Here is a 17,748-nt window from a genome sequence, read left to right as displayed (position 1 = left end):
AGCCGGCCAGCAGGGCTGGCAGGGGAAATATATGTGAGATTTCAGCTGACCTTCCGGCTCGTACAGCAATGGCCAGAACCTCCCAAAAAAAAGTTGCTCTGTCCGGATCTCCCAAGGCATGGGCAGCCATGACATTCCTGCGCAGGCGGCAATACGATCCGGGAGGAACCATGAAGCATCCTTGCCTCTGGATCTTGACGGGCAGAGGCAACAGCAGGCAGCCCACCGGTGTGCGTTGCAAGCTCCACAACCAGCGACCTGCTCAGCCGTGTCTGGGAACAGTACAACAATCATCCAAGACCCGTTATCCGGACCATTGGGGTACAGACCTGGATGCCCGCCTGCGCGGGCATGACGGCAAGAGAATGAATCGATATATCCACCCTGGATTTTGATACCCTCTCCCGGTCGCAGCTCTTCCAGAGATGCCTGACTCAGGGTATTTCCGTATTAATTCGTTGCCCCCCTTGCTCTCTCAGGGATAATAATTATTATCAAATAACTGCTTTCCATATTCCAGCCACGCATTCCTATGAACGATAATAAATCCTCTGAAAACCGGCTTAAACAGATGGTAGAACGCCTCAAGGAGAGTGAGCATCGCATTACTCCGCAAAGGTATGCTGTCCTCAGGGTTCTTTGCCGCAGCAGAGAGCATCCATCTGCAGAAACTATCTTTAATCTACTCGCGCCTGAATACCCGACCATGAGCTTGGCCACTGTTTACAAGACCTTAAACTTACTAAAAAAAAGAGGAGAAGTTCTTGAGTTGGAATTCAGTGAACTGGGTAATCGATACGATGGGAACAAGCCTTACCCTCATCCCCATGTTATCTGTACGGGATGCGGAACGATCATTGACCCATCCATGCTTGATCTGGAAGAGATAACGAGTAAAATGATGGCAGAGACTGGTTTCAGGATTACAAGTCATCGCCTTGATTTCTACGGGATTTGTCCTGCTTGCCAGGAGAAGTAGTTTTTTTAACGCCTTTATGAAGAACAGTTGTCCACAAACACAAGGTGTCATTTTAGGGTGTCTTGAATAATGAGATTTTTCGATCAAGATCAAGGCATGCGAGAAAAATTACCACAGGCATATAATCGATATTCCGAGGATATTTTTTAGTGCATAACGCAGAGATTGGAAGAAAAAGCCATTATTCAAGGTAGCCTTTATAGAGACGAAGAGGCAAAAGCCAGCTGTTAGACGAATTCAGGAGGGTAAAAAGGAACCTGTCGACCGCATACAGAGTGATGGGTATGGAGCAGTTACCATCACAGATGGCATTATCCGGTATACCAGATGTTACATTCATGGCTGTACAATGAATAATTTCAGACAACAACAGGGGGTAACATTATGAGTGGTGAAAGCAAGTGTCCGGTAACGGGCAGAACAGCTAAATCGGTAGCAGGCAACAGATCTCATCGGGATTGGTGGCCGAATCAGTTACGGCTTGATATTCTGCGCCAGCATTCTTCCAAGTCCAATCCGATGGGAAAGGATTTCGACTACGCTCAAGAGTTTCAGAGTCTGGACCTTGATGCAGTGAAGAAGGACCTCCACGGGTTGATGACAGATTCACAAGAGTGGTGGCCGGCCGATTACGGTCACTACGGGGGGCTCTTCATCCGGATGGCGTGGCATAGCGCCGGCACCTATCGCACCGCAGACGGCCGTGGCGGGGGAGGGACAGGCAACCAACGCTTTGCCCCTGTCAACAGTTGGCCCGACAACGTTAACCTGGACAAGGCACGACGGCTGCTTTGGCCGATCAAGCAGAAGTACGGCCAAAAAATTTCCTGGGCCGACCTGATGATTCTCGCCGGCAACGTCGCGCTGGAATCGATGGGATTCAAGACCTTCGGCTTTGGCGGGGGGCGTGAGGACATCTGGGAGCCGGAGAAAGACATCTACTGGGGAGCTGAGGAGACCTGGCTGGGTGACGAACGCTATTCGGGCGACCGGGAGTTGGAGAATCCGCTTGCCGCCGTTCAGATGGGTCTGATCTACGTGAACCCGGAAGGCCCCAACGGCAACCCGGATCCCGTCGCCTCCGGCCTTGATGTTCGCGAGACCTTCGCACGCATGGCCATGAACGACGAAGAGACCGTCGCCCTCGTCGCAGGCGGGCACACCTTCGGCAAGTGCCATGGCGCAGGCGATGCAGCGCTTGTCGGTCCTGAGCCTGAGGCCGCCGGCATCGAGGAACAGGGACTCGGCTGGAGGAGCAGCTTCGGCAGCGGCAAGGGCGGAGATACGATCGGCAGCGGTATCGAGGGCGCCTGGAAGCCGAATCCGACCAAATGGGACATGGGCTATCTGAAGGTGCTGTTCAAATATGAGTGGGAGTTGGTCAAGAGCCCGGCCGGCGCGCATCAGTGGCTGGCAAAGGATGTGGCCGAAGAGGACATGGTGGTTGACGCCCACGACCCCTCGAAGAAGCACCGGCCGATGATGACCACGGCAGACCTCTCCCTTCGCTTCGACCCCATCTACGAGCCGATCGCGCGGCGTTACCTGCAGAACCCGGAGGAGTTCGCAGACGCCTTTGCCCGGGCGTGGTTCAAGCTGACCCACCGTGACATGGGACCTCGCGCCCGCTATCTGGGACCCGAAGTTCCTGCCGAAGAGCTCAGCTGGCAAGACCCGATCCCTGCGCTCGATCATGAACTGATCGATGAGAGTGTGATTGCCACCCTGAAGGAGAAGATCCTGGCTTCCGGCCTGTCTGTCGCCGAGCTGGTTTCAACCGCCTGGATGTCGGCTTCCACTTTTCGCGGCTCCGACATGCGCGGCGGCGCGAACGGGGCCCGCATTCGCCTGGCGCCACAGAAGGATTGGCAAGTCAACCAGCCGGATCAACTTGCCAAGGTGCTGAAGACCCTCGAGGCTATTCAAGGCGAGTTCAACAAGAAGGTCTCCCTGGCTGACCTCATCGTACTGGCAGGTTGTGCAGGGGTTGAGAAGGCGGCAAAGAACGCCGGTCAGGAGGTGAGGGTTCCCTTCACGCCTGGCCGCATGGATGCCACCCAGGAGCAGACCGATGTTGCGTCCTTCTCCGTTCTGGAGCCCGAGGCAGATGGTTTCCGAAACTATCTTAAAACCAAATACACGGTATCGGCTGAAGAGATGCTCGTTGATCGGGCCCAGTTGCTTACCCTGACTGCTCCGGAGATGACGGTTCTCGTTGGCGGCATGCGGGTCCTGAACACCAACTTCGGCCAAACAGGGCACGGCGTCTTCACTGACCGTTCCGAGGCACTGAGCAATGACTTCTTTGTCAACCTGCTCGACATGGGCACGGCCTGGAAGGCGAGCTCTGCAGACCAAGACATCTTTGAAGGCAGCGATCGAAGGACAGGTCAGCCGCGCTGGACCGCCACCCGGGTTGACCTTATCTTCGGCTCAAACTCCGAGCTGCGTGCCTTGGCAGAAGTCTATGCCACCGCAGAGTCCCAGGAAAAGTTTGTCAATGACTTCGTGGCGGCCTGGGACAAGGTGATGAACCTGGATCGCTTCCCCCTCTCCTGATCGATTGGCCAATGGCCAAGGGGTACAGGGTCTCCTGAACCGCATCCAGGAGAGAGCGGAATCCTTTTGGCCGGAATAGTAAGCAAATGAACCTGCGGGGCAGCACGGCTGCTCCGCAGGAAATTTCCCGCAGCGAGGCGAACATGAAGATATTGAAAATAAACCATTTAGGTATTGCTGTACAAAGTATTGAACAAGGGAGAAAATTTTGGAGCGACGTTCTCGGCCTGGAGTTTGCAGGCGCAGAAACCGTTGAAGAACAAAAGGTTACAACAGCATTTTTTCCTGTAGGAGAAAGTGAAGTCGAGCTCCTGGAGTCAACCGCAGCTGATGGACCGGTGGCCAAGTTTATTGAAAAAAAAGGAGAAGGGTTCCAACATGTCGCCTTCCAGGTTGAAAATATCGCTGAGGCTTTGGAGGAGTTAAAGGAAAAAGGGATAAAGCTTATCGATGAAACACCTCGAATCGGTGCAGGGGGAGCAAAGATTGCCTTTCTCCACCCAAAGGCTACCGGCGGCATACTCGTTGAACTGTGTGAACGCGGTTAGCAGCTCTGCACAGGGGCCGAATCGTACTCCATTGCCTGCTTGGCCGCCCTGAGCCAGGAGCAGCCCCTCCCCACTTTTTTCAGGGCTGGCGCGGGGTACAATTTTCCCACAGGTCGGACAGTCACCGCCAAGAGCATTGTTCCTGGCGGTGAACTTTGACCCCTTCGCACCCTAGCGCCGGCTTATTGGCCGCAAAACTCCTTAACCTGTTGGGCCAGTTTCCTGCCCTCCTCTTCCATCTTCAGCAGATCATCATCCGTGGGACAGCCCTGAAACTCCAGACTCTCCCTGATATCCCAGCCGGCCTTGGCAGTTCTGGTCCTGAAATCTTTTTCCGCCCCACCAACCCAGCCGTAGGATCCTACCCGTAATACCTTCTTGTTCCTCACCTTCTTAACCATGAGGTCCTCAATGGCCTGGGCCATGGGGGGAAACATCTTATACTCGTAGGTCGGCATGGCAAAGACCAGGCCCGTAGCCTTCCAGGCGGCGGCAAGGATATGGCCCAGGTCATCCTGGGGAACCCTGAAGATGCTGAGCTCAAGGCCTTCGGACTTTATCCCCCTGACAAGAGGGGCTATGGATTTCTCGGTATTGCCGTACATGGAACCCCAGAGCAGACAGATTTCGGGCTCGGCAGGACCTTTGGCATAGGAGGCATACCGCTTATAGTGATTAATGATTGCAGCGGGATTCCTGCGCCAGACAATGCCATGGGAAGGGGCAATAACCTCAATGTCAAGGGCCTTGAGCTTTGCAATGGCCTTTTCCACAAAAGGGGAAAAGGTCGCCACGATATTGGCGTAATAGCGCAGGGCCTCTTTTTCATAAAAGGCAGCCCGCTCATCGGACAACTGGTCATCAAAGACATACTCCTCTACAGCCCCATAGGAACCAAAGGCATCGCAGGGAAAGAGGGTTTTTTCCGGCTCGAGATAGGTGGCCATGGTCTCTGGCCAATGCACATTGGGGATGAGATAAAAGCGCAGGATCATCCCCTTGCCGAGATCCAGGCTCTCTCCATCCCCGACCACATCGACCCTGTCCATGGGGATGGAGCTGAAATGCTCTAACAGGGGCACCGCCTTTTGAGAACAGAGAAACCTGCAGCGTCTGTTTTTGGCGGCAAACTCGCGCAGCATCCCCGAGTGATCCGGCTCCATATGGTTGACGATCACATAATCCAGCTCTTCCAGGGTGGTTCCGGTCTGCTCCAGCTGCTGTTCCAGAGAACTGGTCAGCGAATGCAGATCCTGGGTCATATCGATGAGGGCGGATTTTTCCCCCCGTACCAGGTAGCTGTTGATACTCACCCCATTGGGCACCGCCCAGAGCCCTTCAAAGAGATAGCCCTGTTCCTCAATATTGACCTTGAGCTGAAAGACCCGTTTGCTCATTTTTGTACAGTTCATTCCATCTCCCTTAGATCTAATCGAAACTCTATACTTTTAAAGAAACAGGATCATCAGGCCCATGCCATCTCCCGGATGACTGAGACATCAGCCATCGAGCGTAAAGATCCCAGACAGCCCAGGCATGCGTAATAGGGAGCATCGGCTTGCAAACGATCTCTTCTGATCAACCTTTCTCCACAGTAGCGCCCCTGGGCAAAAACAGCGCACCCCATTGACAAGTCACAGGAAAAAAGACAATCATCATAGACGGATACACCTGATCGCCAGTCTACTCCACGCTCCAGAAAACAACAAGCAGGGAGTTGCCGCCAGCCACCCTCTTTTCACCTTCAGGCTCAAAAATGAGGCCACTCCCTTCCGGCTCGTCCCCCATGATGAAGATTCTGGTCCCTGATCTCCTGGCTGATTTTGAAAACATTCATTATGGACAGATCAACCCATTCTTTTGCCGTCATGCCAGCTCCTTACCCCCGTGGACGCGCCTTTTCCGTCATGCCCGCGCAGGCGGGCATCCAGGTTAAGGGTGCTCCATGCTTCCTCCAAGAGTGGCATTACGCCTGCGCGGGAATGACAGCCCAAAGGGTACCTTGAAAAATGAGACTTTTCGATCAAGGTCAAGGCGCGCGATACATTTCACCTCAGGCATACATCTGATATTCCGAGGATACAATTTTAAGTGCAAGGCCGAGATTGGAAGGAAAAGCAATTTTTCAAGGTAGCCAAAAATGATTGAAGGCAACTGGACCTGAAAGAGCGACCCCAAAGAGGCCGGAGGTAGACAAAGGAGGGGGGGGGTAGAGGGGGATGAACTATCGCCATCCTGCTTGAAAGAAGCGGGAGCTTGCCGCCAGGGTTGGCCAGCGAGCAGCTGATTGTCCAGGACCAGGAGTGTGACCTCGAAGAGGCCGTAAAAACCGGCTAAGAGCTGCAGGGAACCTGCTTTTTTTCATGGTAGAAAAAATAACGCACCTCATTTTCCCGAGAATCCTTGAACCAAAAAACGGCATAAACCAGCACCATGCGAGACAGCCACCATCTTCCCTCTGCTAAGAGTGACCCTGCGACACCAGAGGGGGGCATGATTATTAATTGACACAGGCCCGAAGAGAAGGTACATTCCCGCCGTCTACTGAATTGCTGAGCGGGAATAACTCAGTGGTAGAGTGTAACCTTGCCAAGGTTGAAGTCGCGAGTTCGAATCTCGTTTCCCGCTCCAATAATTCTGCTGCAAGCAGCGTGACCGTAGAGTCATGAGCTGATCAGATCCAAATAGACATTCCTTACGCCGGTTTCACCCGGTCCGCCTCCCTCCGGTATCCAAGGTTCTTGCCACCACCCTGTTCCGTCCGCTTTCTTTCGCCTCATACAGCGCCTCGTCAGCCAGCCGGTAGACCAGATCCACGCTCACGCTCTCGTCCGGCAGCACCGAAAGAAGCCCCAGGGAGACGGTAATCACCTCGGAAACACTGGACCAGCGGTGTTCGATCCCCTTCTCGACCATGGCCAGCCGAATGGAGTCAACAAACTTCTGTGCCTCCCAGGGATCGACTTCGGTGAAGAGTATCCCGAACTCCTCTCCTCCAAGACGAAAACAGGCATCACTTCCCCTGGACACCTTAGCAGCAATGATGGCGGCGACCTCCTGTAAGACGCTGTCGCCTTTCTGGTGACCGTAATGGTCGTTATACTGCTTGAAATAATCCACATCAAGCATGGCAAAGGCGAGATACCTCCCACTCCGCCTGGCCCGGTTGAGCTCTTTTTCAATCACCACATTGAAGAATCGTCGATTGTAGAGCCCGGTCATGACATCGGTAATGGAGAGTTGCTCAATCCGTTTCTTGTCCGTGATATCCTGATAGATGGCAGAATAGCCGCTCAGTTCCCCATCCTCATCCCGTTGCGGCAGGATCAGGGTATCTGCCCAGTAACAATTCCCGTTCAGCCTGGAGTACTGCACCTCACCGCTCCAGGCCTCACTATCCTGAACGCTCGCCCAGATGTCATCATAGTAGGCGCCGGGGAGATCCTGGCTGCGGAGTCGATCAGAGTGCATCCCTGTGAGCTGCTCTCTGGAGACGCCCAGGGAACGGGCAAAGGCGGTGCTGCCCTCCTTGAATCGCCCCTCCAGGTCAAGGGTGGCAATGGCAACATTGTTGTCGATGATGCCCATGGATTCACTCAAGGCCCTGTTCTGCTCGGCAATCTTCCGGTGCAACTTCACCGGCCCCCTGGAGATGATAAGAGCAAGGGGGATGGAGAGCAGCAGGATGATAGTGACGATCAGCAGAGCCGCCCGCTGGCGTTCCTCCTGCAGACTCTGGACAGCATCATCCCGGGCGTGGAGCAACAGCAGCCCCTCATCCTTCTTCAATAAAGCCTTTAGGGAACCGACAAAGAGCGTGCCGTAAGCTTTGAGCCGGGTGGTCTGCTCATCAAAGAGAATCTGCTGTGCCTGCTCGGGATAGTGGCTGTACACCGAAAAACCGGTTTCCAGGTAACGTGACCAGGAAAAGTTGTCCTGATGGGCCTTCAGATAGTAGCCCTCCCTATCTATCAGACAGATATCAAAGAGAGAATTTTGACTGAACTTCTGCAGAAACTCCTTAACGTGGACATTGATGATCACAATCCCCTGAAACTGCTGCCCCAGATAGAGCGGAGAGGCCAGCCGCAGCACCGGTTTATAGGGGACCTCGATCTTTTTATTCTCTATATTGAGATCAAGCCTTGAGTACCAGTAGCCATAGGGTTGGGTCTGGGAGGATTCAATAAAATAATAGCGGTGGCCTTTATCCTGCAGTCGATCCTCGGGGATGATCTCTGCCGAGATGCTGCCCCTGTCCCGGTCAACCCTGACAACTTCCCTCCCCTCTCTGTCAAGGTAACGCACCTGCATCAACTCCTCATGGGAGAGGGCGATCCCCTGAAAGAACCGGCAAACGTTATGGTACCCCTGGGGACTGGGGGCTTTCAGGTAGTCAAGCAGCAGACCGTTATCCCGGAGCGCCGAGACGATATCCTCCAGGCCGCGGGTGTAACTTTCCAAATCTGTCAACTTGTTCTGGAACACCGCTTCCGCCTGCTGGCCAAGCTTTTTCTCGATCGAGACCAGCTCGAGACGGTAGTTCACCACAGAGGTACAAAAGGCGATCAACAGACCAAAGAGAATAAAAAGGCCTATATAATAGTACTGTTTTGTTTCCCGCGCTTTCGTTGCCATCTGCTCCATCCACACTGAGGGGGGGTTGTTGCTTTCGGATGTATTGACCGTCCCGCTCAGTATAGCAGATCTATCCAGTCCGGGCAGAGGCTTTACCCCCATAGTGGCCAAGAAAACTGGATTCATTGAACAGGAAGAACTCCTCTGCCTCCACGCCCGAGGTATTCCATGCCCACCAACCAGGGACGCCCCCTCCTCTCAGCCAAAAGGCCTGAAGAGATGTATCATCCTGCGACATGTATCGCAGTGAGACCCTTCCCGCCATCTCCCATCGACCGGGGCTTGGCCAAGGTTCAAGGCAAAGCCGTCTCTTTTTGAGACAGTTCCTGTAACAGACGAGCCAAGGTGGTGATCATTTTAGGACCAGGCAGCCGAAAAAAACACAACTGATCAACTCTTTCCCAGCTCAACTCCTCCCCGGAAGCCCAAGCTTTTACCCCTACCATTTCAAGCGGTTAACAGGCAAGCACACCCAGGCCAGCCCACCGGTCCCTGCCCCGACCTCGACAGTGGCACAAAATTAGCAAAGGGCTGGCAGCGTACGCTGGACAGCACCTCGCTCAAGCTGAGCTACACCCAGGCAAGAGGTGCAACCCGGCTCAAGAGCAGCCTGAAAGAAATGCCGCTTCCTGCCAGCAGGACAGGTTGTTCCAACGTACTGAAATGTAAACCGTGTTTGGGCCTATCTATAGTGGAGGAATTGCTTTGAGTGAAGCAGATGTAATAGTGATCGGTGGGGGAGTTACAGGTGCGGCAGTGGGGCTTGGCTTGCTGGAAGAGGGAGCCGAGCGTGTCGTCATCTTTGATGAGCAACTCCCTTCGCAGCGTTTGTCGCGCGGCAACTTCGGTCTTACCTGGTTTATGTGCAAAGGGGCGAACAATCCCATCTATGCACAGTGGTGTCGGATGGCAACCAAGGCCTGGCCTGCCTTTGCAGCCCAGCTCATGGAGGAGACCGGCTACGATATCGAGCTTGAGTGGACCGGCGGCGCGGTCCACGCTTTCGGAGAGGAGCAGTTCCGTCAGTATGCGGCCTCGGTTGAGGCGATAACCCGATCCTGCCGGGAGGTCGGCCTGGACTACCCGGTCCGGATGTTGAACCGGGAGGAGTTTGCAGCACTCATTCCAGAGATGCCCTTGGGCGAGGAGGTCTCCGGAGCCATGTATACGGCTGAACAGGGCCACATCAACCCACTGCTGCTCCTGGCCGCGCTGCGCTCAGCCTTTCAAAAGAGGGGAGGCACCTACAAAGGGGCCCACAGCGTCTCAGCGATTAGCCCCAAGGACGACGGCTCCATAGCCGTTGCCACCAGCAGGGGAACCTATCACTGCAAGAAGCTGGTCGTCGCTGCAGGCCATGGCTCACCTCGCCTCTTGACCCCCCTGGGACAGAAACTGCCCATCTATCCCCAGCGCGGTCAGCTGATGGTTTCAGAGCGGTACCAGCGGGTGCTCAAGGTGCCGGTGCTCTGTACCCGGCAGACACCTGACGGCACCTTCCTGATCGGCCTGTCCACAGAGGATGCCGCCCTCAGCAGCGAGGTCACCATCGATGCCATGAAAAACCAGGCTGCTAACGCCATCCGCCTCTTCCCTCTGTTGAAAAAACTCAACTGGACACGCTCCTGGGGGGCGATCAGGGTGATGACCCCGGACGGGGCCCCCATTTACACCAGGCTGGACCGTTTTGAAAACATTACGGTTCTGGCCCTGCACAGCGCGGTGTCCCTTACTCCCTTACACGTAAAGATGATAGCTCCCTGGATCCTTGGTACCAACGAGGCTCCTCAAATATCACATTTCAGCAACAAACGATTCAATGTTTAAACAAGTTGATACCCAAGATCTGGAGACCGTTGAAGTCGTCGTCGACGGTGAACCGCGCAAGCTACAGGCAGGAATAAGCGTAATGGCGGCACTCCTCGCCGATGGCGAGCTGAACTCACGCCTCTCCCCCACCTCTGGCAAGCCCTGTGGGCCTCACTGCCTGATGGGGGTCTGTTTTGAGTGCCTGATGGAGATTGACGGCATCCAGCGGCAGGCCTGCACCACGGAAATCGAAAAGGAGATGGTCATCAACCGTCACCTGTCCGAAACAGGAGAGAACAGCCATGAGTAAGTGCTACGATGTCGTCATAATCGGTGCTGGCCCTGCAGGGATAAACGCAGGGGCAACTCTTGCCGAGATGGGTCTGCAGGTCGTACTCCTTGATGAACAGCAGTCCCTGGGCGGTCAGATATATCGCAATATCAGCCATGCCTCTGCCGAGCTGCTCGCCGACATGGGAGCAGAGTACCAGCGTGGCCGCGAACTTGTTGCCAGGTTTGAGCAAAGCGGCGCCGGCCATGAGCCCGGGGCCACGGTCTGGCATGTTGAAGCCGACGGCCACGTCTATTACTCCAAAGAAGGGACCTCCCACCAGCTTAAGGCCAACTACGTGCTGGTGGCAACAGGGGCCATGGAGCGACCGGTCCCCTTCCCGGGCTGGAACCTCCCGGGGGTCATGGGAGCGGGAGCGGTCAACAATCTCGCCAAAGAGGCCGGCCTGGTGCCGGACTGCGAGGTGGCCCTGGTTGGCAGCGGCCCCCTCCTCCTCCTGGAGGCGAGCCTGCTCATCAAGAAGGGGGTACGGATCAGCACCATCCTTGAGACCACCCCGAAACTCCCCCCATTGACGGCTGTGGCCAAGCTGCCGCCCGCCTTAAAACGAATGGACTTCCTCACAAAGGGCCTGAAGATGGTCAGCGAGATCAAGAGGTCAGGGGCGGAGCATTACAAGGGCGTCACCAAGATCAAGGCCCTGGGAAAGGAGCGGGTCGAAACGGTGGAGGCCTACAGTGATTCTGAACAGCTTCATTTTCCCGCAGGGCTCCTGCTCACCCACTTCGGGGTCATCCCCAATACCCATATCTTCAGATTGATCGGCTGCCACCTGGAGTGGAACCAGGAACAGCGCTACTGGTTCCCCAAAGCCGACCAATGGGGCCGCACCAACTTTGAAAAGATCTTTGCTGCCGGCGATGGGGCAGGGGTCAGAGGCGCCCTGGCCGCAGAGTACCGGGGAGAGCTGGCAGCACTTGAACTCGCCCGTTGCCTGGGAGTCATCCCGACCTACGAGCGTGACCTCCTTGCCCGCCCGATCAGGGAGGCAATTCTCCACGACCACCATCCCAGGCCCTTTGTCGACGCAGTCTATGCCCCGCTATTTTCCAAGGAAACCCTGGACAAGGACACCGTGCTCTGCCGCTGCGAGCAGGTAAGGGTCCAGGATGTCCGCAAGGCCGTCCAGGAGGGGGTGCGGGATGTAAACGAAGTAAAGATAGTGACCCGCTGCGGCATGGGCCCCTGCCAGGGGCGGATGTGCGGACCTGCCCTGGCCGAAGTCATGGCAGCCGAGCTCAGCGCTCCACCCGAGCGGATGGGGACCTTGACCGTCCGACCTCCGCTCAAGCCCATTCCTCTGGAGGAGGTTGCAACCATGGAGTTGGAGGGCTCGGCAGCACAGCCGGCAGACTTGTTTAAAAACCAAAGCAAATAGATCTTCAGGAGTTGAGCAATGAGCGATATCATCAGGCAGGAAACCAGTGAACGAATGAGTAAAATTGTCAGCCATAACGATATAGTCTACCTCTGTGGACAGGTTGGGGACAATGCTGACCAGGGGATCGGGCCACAGACGGAAAACATGCTGGCAAAGGTGGATGCCCTCTTGGCAGAGGCCGGAAGCGATCGGGCACACATCCTCTCGGCAACCCTCTACATCAGGGACATGAAGGATTTTGCCGGCATGAACAAGGTCTGGGACAGCTGGGTACCCGAGGGGGCCGCACCTGCCCGTGCCTGTGTCGAGGCCCGCATGGCCCGGCCCGATCTGCTGGTTGAGATCTCTGTGATTGCAGCCAAGAAGTAGGGTGTTGATTCAACCCCTGAAACCAGTCCAGGAAGAAGGGAACAACAGAGATGAGCAGCAACAGACAAGGGAGAGAAGGAGCAGCCGATGGAACGATTCTTTAAATATACGCTCACCATCCTGATCAGCACGGTGGCAGCGATGGAGTTCTACCAGGTGGTGATGCGCTACATCCTGGAGATTCCGGTTATGGGGCTGGAGGAGATGTTGGTCTATCCCACCATCTGGCTCTACTTCCTCGGCAGCGTCAACGCCTCCCGGGAGGATACCCAGATCAAGGCCAATGTACTGGATGTGTTTTTGAAGACAGAACGATCACGACTGATCGTCCGGGTGATTGCAGACCTGATGTCGGTGATTGTTGCCGCCTGGCTGACCTTCTGGGCCTACGACTACTTCAGATATGCCCTGCGCGTCTGGAAGGAGAGCCCTACCCTGTATATCCCTACCTTCTACGGGGAATGCGCACTCTTTGTCGGCCTGAGCCTGATGACCTTCTATGCGGCCTGGTATCTCGTTAAAAACATCCTGAAGCTCAGGAGAGCACTGGGCGTACAACAAGGAGCATAACCATGGATATCGTTACCATCTCACTGCTGTCTCTGGGGGTCCTTGTCGTGATGCTCAGCTTTGGCATGGCCCTGCCCTACTGTTTTGGCGGGGCCCTGATGAGTATGTGCCTCTTTGGCGAGGCGACCATGAAGGGGACCATGGTCTGGGGATTCACCCAGCTCTCCAACCCGGTACTGCTCTGTATCCCCCTCTTTGTCTTTGCCGGCACGATCATGAGCGAGAGCGGCATTGCCGCCAGCCTGCTGCGCTTTGTCAACATTTTCGTGGGCAGAGTACGGGGAGGCCTGGGGGTGGTGGCTGCGGTCAGTTGTGCCATCATCGGGGCAATCTCCGGCAGCGGCCTGACAGGCGTTGCCGCAACCGGCCCGCTGCTGATTCCTGAAATGGCTGAAAAGGGCTACCCCCGGGGCTATGCCACCGCCCTGGTGGCCAACTCCTCAATCCTGGGACTGCTGATCCCGCCCAGCGTCACCATGATCATCTATGGCTGGGTAACCGACACCTCCATCCTGGCCTGCTTCCTTGCCACCCTGGGTCCGGGGTTGCTGATCACCCTGCTCTTTTCGGTGGTGAACATGGTGATGGCCAGAAAGTTCCCCCTGGTGCTTGACCCGCCCCAGAGCGTCGCAGCAAGCGTCAAGGAGGGGATGAGCCGTACCTCGCGCGCCATCCCGGCCCTGGTCATGCCGCTGATCATCCTCGGCGGCATCTATGGCGGTATCATGACCCCGACAGAGGCGGCTGCCGTTGCCGTTATCTACGCGCTGCCCGTGGGCTTCCTCATCTATAAGGGGCTGACCCCGCAATCCTTTTTAAAAGCTGCAAAGAACTCGGCCACGGCAGTGGGCGCCATCATGGTGATGATCGTCTTCAGCCTGATGCTCAGCCAGATCTTTGTGATGGAGGATGTGCCCCAGGCCCTGGTCGAGGGGGTGTTCAACATCACCCAGAATAGGGTCCTGTTGCTGATCCTGATCAACTTGCTGCTCTTCTTTGTGGGTATGATCGTCAACGACGTGACCGCTATTATCCTGATCGCACCCCTGCTGTTGCCGCTGATGGAGGCCATCGGGGTGAGTCCGGTGCAGTTTGCGGCCATCATGGGGGTCAACACCGCCATGGGCGGGGTCACCCCGCCCTATGCCAGCATTCTCTACCTGGGGATGCGCATAGGTAAAGTCGAGTTTTCCGAGGTAATAAAACCTGCCATGATTCTGATCATCTGCGGGTATGTTCCGGTGGTTTTTCTAACGTCTCTCTGGCCGAGCCTGTCGTTATTCTTCCCCGGTTTGTTTGGATACTAATCCTCTAAAGAGAAAAGGAGCGAAAGATGAAGATGCAATGGAAGTTAAGCCTCACCGTACTGCTGGCCTGCAGCCTCTGTTGCCTGGGCGCGGTTCAGGCGAAGACCTTGAAGATTTCCCATGTCCGCCCCCAGGATACGGCCATTGATAAGGACCTCCGCTGGTTCTCCGAGACCCTGAAGAGCACCTCAGACGGCAAGCTCAAGGCCAAGATCTATCCTGCCAGCGCCCTGGGTGACTACACGGTTGTCCAGGAGCGTGTCGGCCTCGGCGCAGTGGACATGGCCTGCCAGCCCCCTGCCTCGGCTGCTGACAAGCGCTTCCAGGTGGTCTATTTTCCCTATATGGTCAATGGCTGGGACCAGGCACGAAGAAACTATTCCAACGGAGCGCCGCTGCGCAAGGTCGTGGCCGACCTCTATCAGGAGCAGGGGATTCATCTGCTGGCCGCCTGGCCCGTCTACTTCGGCGGAATCGCCCTGAACCGTGAGCCCCTGTCCCCGGGTGACCCTGCGGCAGCCAAAGGCATCAAGCTGCGGGTACCGCCGATGAAGACCTTCCAGATGCTGGCAGACAACACCGGCTACCTGGGCACCCCTATTCCCTTCTCCGATGCCTTCACCGCCGTCCAGACCGGGGTGGTCGACGGGGTGATCGGCTCCGGCGCAGAAGGCTACTACTCCTCCTTCAGGGATGTGACCAAATACTATATCCCCTCAAACACCCACTTTGAAGTCTGGTACCTGATCATCAACAAGGAGTATTTTGACGGACTGTCCGAGGAGAAGAAGGGGCAGTTAGAGCAGGTCGCAGGCCAGTTTGAAGAGCGACGCTGGGCAGCTGCCGAGGCGGATCAGGCTGCCAACGAGAAACGGCTGGCCGATTACGGGGCAACCATCGTCCCTCTCAAGGAAGCCGAGATTGCGGCCATTGCAGCGACCATCCACAAGACGGTCTGGCCTGAGGTGCTGCAGGATGTCGGTGCAGAGTGGGGCAAGGGCGTCCTCGATTCCATAGTCCAGTAGCCGGTATAAACCACCCGGGAGCCCCCCTCCCGGGTGAACCAAAGAAGCGCAAGGCCTCGGGCCGGGAACAGGGCTAGCTGCTCCGGACGGCTGTGATCCGATACGCTTTCACCTTTCGATAGAGGGTGGCCCTGGAGATCCCAAGCCCCTTCGCTGTCCGGGCCATATTATGCTGATTCTCCTCAAGGGCTTGGGCGATCGCGTTTTTTTCCATCTCTTTCAGGGTCCCTGGTACTACGCTGCGAACAGGCCTTGTCCGCGGCTCAAGGCCCAGGTGATGGGACCCTATTACCCTGCCGCCGCAGAGGTGGAGGGCACGCTGGATGGTATTTTCAAGCTCCCTGACATTGCCGGGCCAATCATACTCAACCAGTGTATCCAGGGCAGGTCCACTGAGCCGGCTGCCGCTCCCGTATCGATTGATAAAATGATGGGCCAGGGCCTCGATGTCGGCGGCGCCCCTCTGGCTGAGGGTGGGGAGGTTGATCTGGATAATATTCAGCCGGTAATAGAGGTCGTTTCGAAAACGCTTGAGCTCGATCCTTTCGGCAAGATCGACATGGGTGGCGGCAATGATACGCGCATCGGTACGGATCAGCTTTCGTGCCCCGATCCGCTGGACCTCTCCGGTCTGCAAGACCCTCAACAGTTTCACCTGCATATCATGGGGCATGTCACCAATTTCATCGAGGAGAATCGTGCCGCCGTCTGCCAGTTCAAACTTGCCGGGACGTCCTGATCTGGAGGCACCGGTGAAGGCCCCGTCCACATAGCCAAACAACTCACTTTCCAGCAGTTCACCGGGGATGGCCCCGCAGTTGATGGGAACAAAGGCCTGTTGCGCCCGACGGCCCCCCTTATGGATCGCCTGGGCAAACAGTTCCTTGCCAGTGCCGGTTTCCCCGCGGAGAAGCACGGTTGAGGATGATCGGGAGGCCAGCTTGGCCAGCTGCACCGCCTCTGCAAATACCTCTGAACTCCCTATCAAGCGCTCAAAGGTAAAGAATGGCTCCGCACCCGAGATCTTGTCTGCGAGTTTTCTGATGGAGTTCAACTCTTCAAAAACCATGACCGCCCCCAGCAGGGTCTCATCCCGGGGAGAGACCACTGGCTGGGCCGTATAATAGACGTGGATATCATTTGCCAGGTCAGCTTCCCTGTTCTTCCAGGCTTGCGGATTATCCTGCATCTCCTGCAGGTCAAGATCAAGGTCGTTCAAGACAGATACAGGCCGGCCTTCCAGATCCTGGTTTCTCAGGATCTCTTTTCCCTGGCGGTTGACCTTCCTGATCTGCAGCTCCCTGTCCAGGGTCATCAGTCCGGTGCCGGTCGCCTCGATGACATTATCCAAAAAACCGATATAGAGCGACATCTCCCGGTTTCTGCGGAGAAGGCGCATGTGTTTCTCGATGGAGCGGGCCATCATGGTGATCATGATCAGGGTATGGGGGTGGGTCTTGGCGCTTTCCCCTGAAACCACCAGCACCCCTTCCAGGACCCCCTGGTGTCCGAATATGGGTGCTGCTGAGCTGGTAAAGCCGTGGGCCTTCTTGCAGAAATGATCCTTGTCGTTGAGCTGGAGGGACGATTGCATCCGAAGGCATAGACTGATCGCGGTGGTGCCGACATCCTCTTCGGTCCAGCGATAGCCGGGGCTACAGTTTCTCTCGGCACAAATCATCTTGATCTCATCGCTTCCCTCCTGGTGGAGGATGTACCCCTCCCCATCTGCGAAGGCGACCATGAACTCCTCAGGGGAGAGCAACTCGTAGAACTCCTGAAAGTGGGCCGTGATGACCTCCAACAGGTCCTGACACTCCTCTTTCCTTGCCTCCAGTTCGGGGGGAGCGAGTTTGAGCTGATGCTGATTCCTGCTGGTGGGGGAGATGCCGAACGCCCTTGATCTCCGGTGGGAGTCGACGACCTGCTGACGAATCTGCTCTATGCCGGGCAGGTCAGCCGCAATGGTATCGGGATCCATACAGTCACGCTTGGCGAGAGTTTCTTTGGGCTACCTTGAAAAATTCCGTTCTCTTCCAATCCATGCGTTATGGTGAACATTGTAGCCTCGGAATATCGACCATATACCTGCGCTAAAAATGCCCCACACCTTGGATCTTGATCGAAACGTCTGCTCTTTCAAAGTACCCTTTAGTGGAGTTTAAGGGGCATCCAGGACGACGGTGGCCCTGATTGTAACAGAGCTCCGGT

The 17,748-nt window shown here is 56.0% G+C and carries 13 protein-coding genes and 1 tRNA gene; 11 read left to right on the top strand and 3 right to left on the bottom strand.

Features of this window, described 5'->3' with window-relative positions; translation table 11 throughout:
• Positions 1-532 precede the first annotated feature (532 nt).
• The 3 genes from G494_RS26185 to mce all read left to right on the top strand — a co-directional run bounded on the left by G494_RS26185 (position 533) and on the right by mce (position 4,086).
• Entirely contained in the window at positions 533-979 is a 447-nt protein-coding gene (locus G494_RS26185) for a Fur family transcriptional regulator (protein ID WP_084456759.1), read from the top strand.
• Positions 980-1,363: 384 nt separating this feature from the next.
• Positions 1,364-3,538: a catalase/peroxidase HPI gene (katG, locus tag G494_RS0112205; RefSeq protein ID WP_028584768.1), complete on the top strand. Its 2,175-nt coding sequence runs from the start codon at positions 1,364-1,366 to the stop codon at positions 3,536-3,538.
• Positions 3,539-3,681: 143 nt separating this feature from the next.
• Positions 3,682-4,086, top strand: a complete 405-nt coding sequence (gene mce / locus G494_RS0112200; protein WP_028584767.1) for a methylmalonyl-CoA epimerase — start codon at positions 3,682-3,684, stop codon at positions 4,084-4,086.
• 182 nt (positions 4,087-4,268) lie between these two features.
• On the opposite strand, the gene G494_RS0112190 is transcribed toward mce, so the two are convergent.
• On the bottom strand, positions 4,269-5,498 hold the full coding sequence (locus tag G494_RS0112190; RefSeq protein ID WP_028584766.1) for an FprA family A-type flavoprotein: 1,230 nt from the start codon (positions 5,496-5,498) through the stop codon (positions 4,269-4,271).
• A gap of 1,144 nt (positions 5,499-6,642) precedes the next feature.
• Between G494_RS0112190 and G494_RS0112170 the strand changes: the two genes are divergently transcribed.
• Positions 6,643-6,717 (top strand) — tRNA-Gly (locus G494_RS0112170).
• Positions 6,718-6,792: 75 nt separating this feature from the next.
• Here G494_RS0112170 and G494_RS0112165 read toward each other — a convergent pair.
• The gene (locus G494_RS0112165; protein ID WP_161629984.1) at positions 6,793-8,724 is read right to left on the bottom strand and encodes a sensor domain-containing diguanylate cyclase; all 1,932 of its coding nucleotides are present in this window, start codon (positions 8,722-8,724) and stop codon (positions 6,793-6,795) included.
• Between the two features lie 705 nt (positions 8,725-9,429).
• Here G494_RS0112165 and G494_RS0112160 point away from each other — a divergent pair.
• From G494_RS0112160 to dctP, 7 genes are all read left to right on the top strand, one after another.
• A complete protein-coding gene (locus G494_RS0112160; RefSeq protein ID WP_161629983.1) occupies positions 9,430-10,551 on the top strand; it encodes an NAD(P)/FAD-dependent oxidoreductase in 1,122 nt (373 codons plus the stop codon).
• Positions 10,544-10,843: a 2Fe-2S iron-sulfur cluster-binding protein gene (locus tag G494_RS0112155; protein WP_028584763.1), complete on the top strand. Its 300-nt coding sequence runs from the start codon at positions 10,544-10,546 to the stop codon at positions 10,841-10,843. Before G494_RS0112160 ends, G494_RS0112155 begins: the two co-directional genes overlap by 8 nt.
• On the top strand, positions 10,836-12,263 hold the full coding sequence (locus tag G494_RS0112150) for an FAD-dependent oxidoreductase (RefSeq protein WP_028584762.1): 1,428 nt from the start codon (positions 10,836-10,838) through the stop codon (positions 12,261-12,263). The genes G494_RS0112155 and G494_RS0112150 overlap by 8 nt, the downstream gene beginning before the upstream one ends.
• A gap of 18 nt (positions 12,264-12,281) precedes the next feature.
• A complete protein-coding gene (locus G494_RS0112145) occupies positions 12,282-12,635 on the top strand; it encodes a RidA family protein (RefSeq protein WP_028584761.1) in 354 nt (117 codons plus the stop codon).
• Positions 12,636-12,722: 87 nt separating this feature from the next.
• Complete coding sequence (locus G494_RS0112140) at positions 12,723-13,205, top strand: TRAP transporter small permease (RefSeq protein ID WP_028584760.1); 483 nt, start codon at positions 12,723-12,725, stop codon at positions 13,203-13,205.
• 8 nt (positions 13,206-13,213) lie between these two features.
• Complete coding sequence (locus G494_RS0112135; RefSeq protein ID WP_028584759.1) at positions 13,214-14,512, top strand: TRAP transporter large permease; 1,299 nt, start codon at positions 13,214-13,216, stop codon at positions 14,510-14,512.
• Between the two features lie 26 nt (positions 14,513-14,538).
• Positions 14,539-15,537 carry a TRAP transporter substrate-binding protein DctP gene (gene dctP / locus G494_RS0112130; RefSeq protein WP_028584758.1) on the top strand — a complete coding sequence of 333 codons (999 nt, stop codon included), beginning with the start codon at positions 14,539-14,541 and terminating at the stop codon, positions 15,535-15,537.
• 73 nt (positions 15,538-15,610) lie between these two features.
• Here dctP and G494_RS0112125 read toward each other — a convergent pair whose 3' ends face one another.
• Complete coding sequence (locus tag G494_RS0112125) at positions 15,611-17,518, bottom strand: sigma-54-dependent Fis family transcriptional regulator (RefSeq protein ID WP_051305648.1); 1,908 nt, start codon at positions 17,516-17,518, stop codon at positions 15,611-15,613.
• Positions 17,519-17,748 lie beyond the last annotated feature (230 nt).

The organism is Desulfogranum mediterraneum DSM 13871 (genome assembly GCF_000429965.1).
In the GTDB taxonomy this organism is placed as follows: domain Bacteria; phylum Desulfobacterota; class Desulfobulbia; order Desulfobulbales; family Desulfobulbaceae; genus Desulfogranum; species Desulfogranum mediterraneum.
This window is presented reverse-complemented; position numbering and strand designations above follow the sequence as displayed.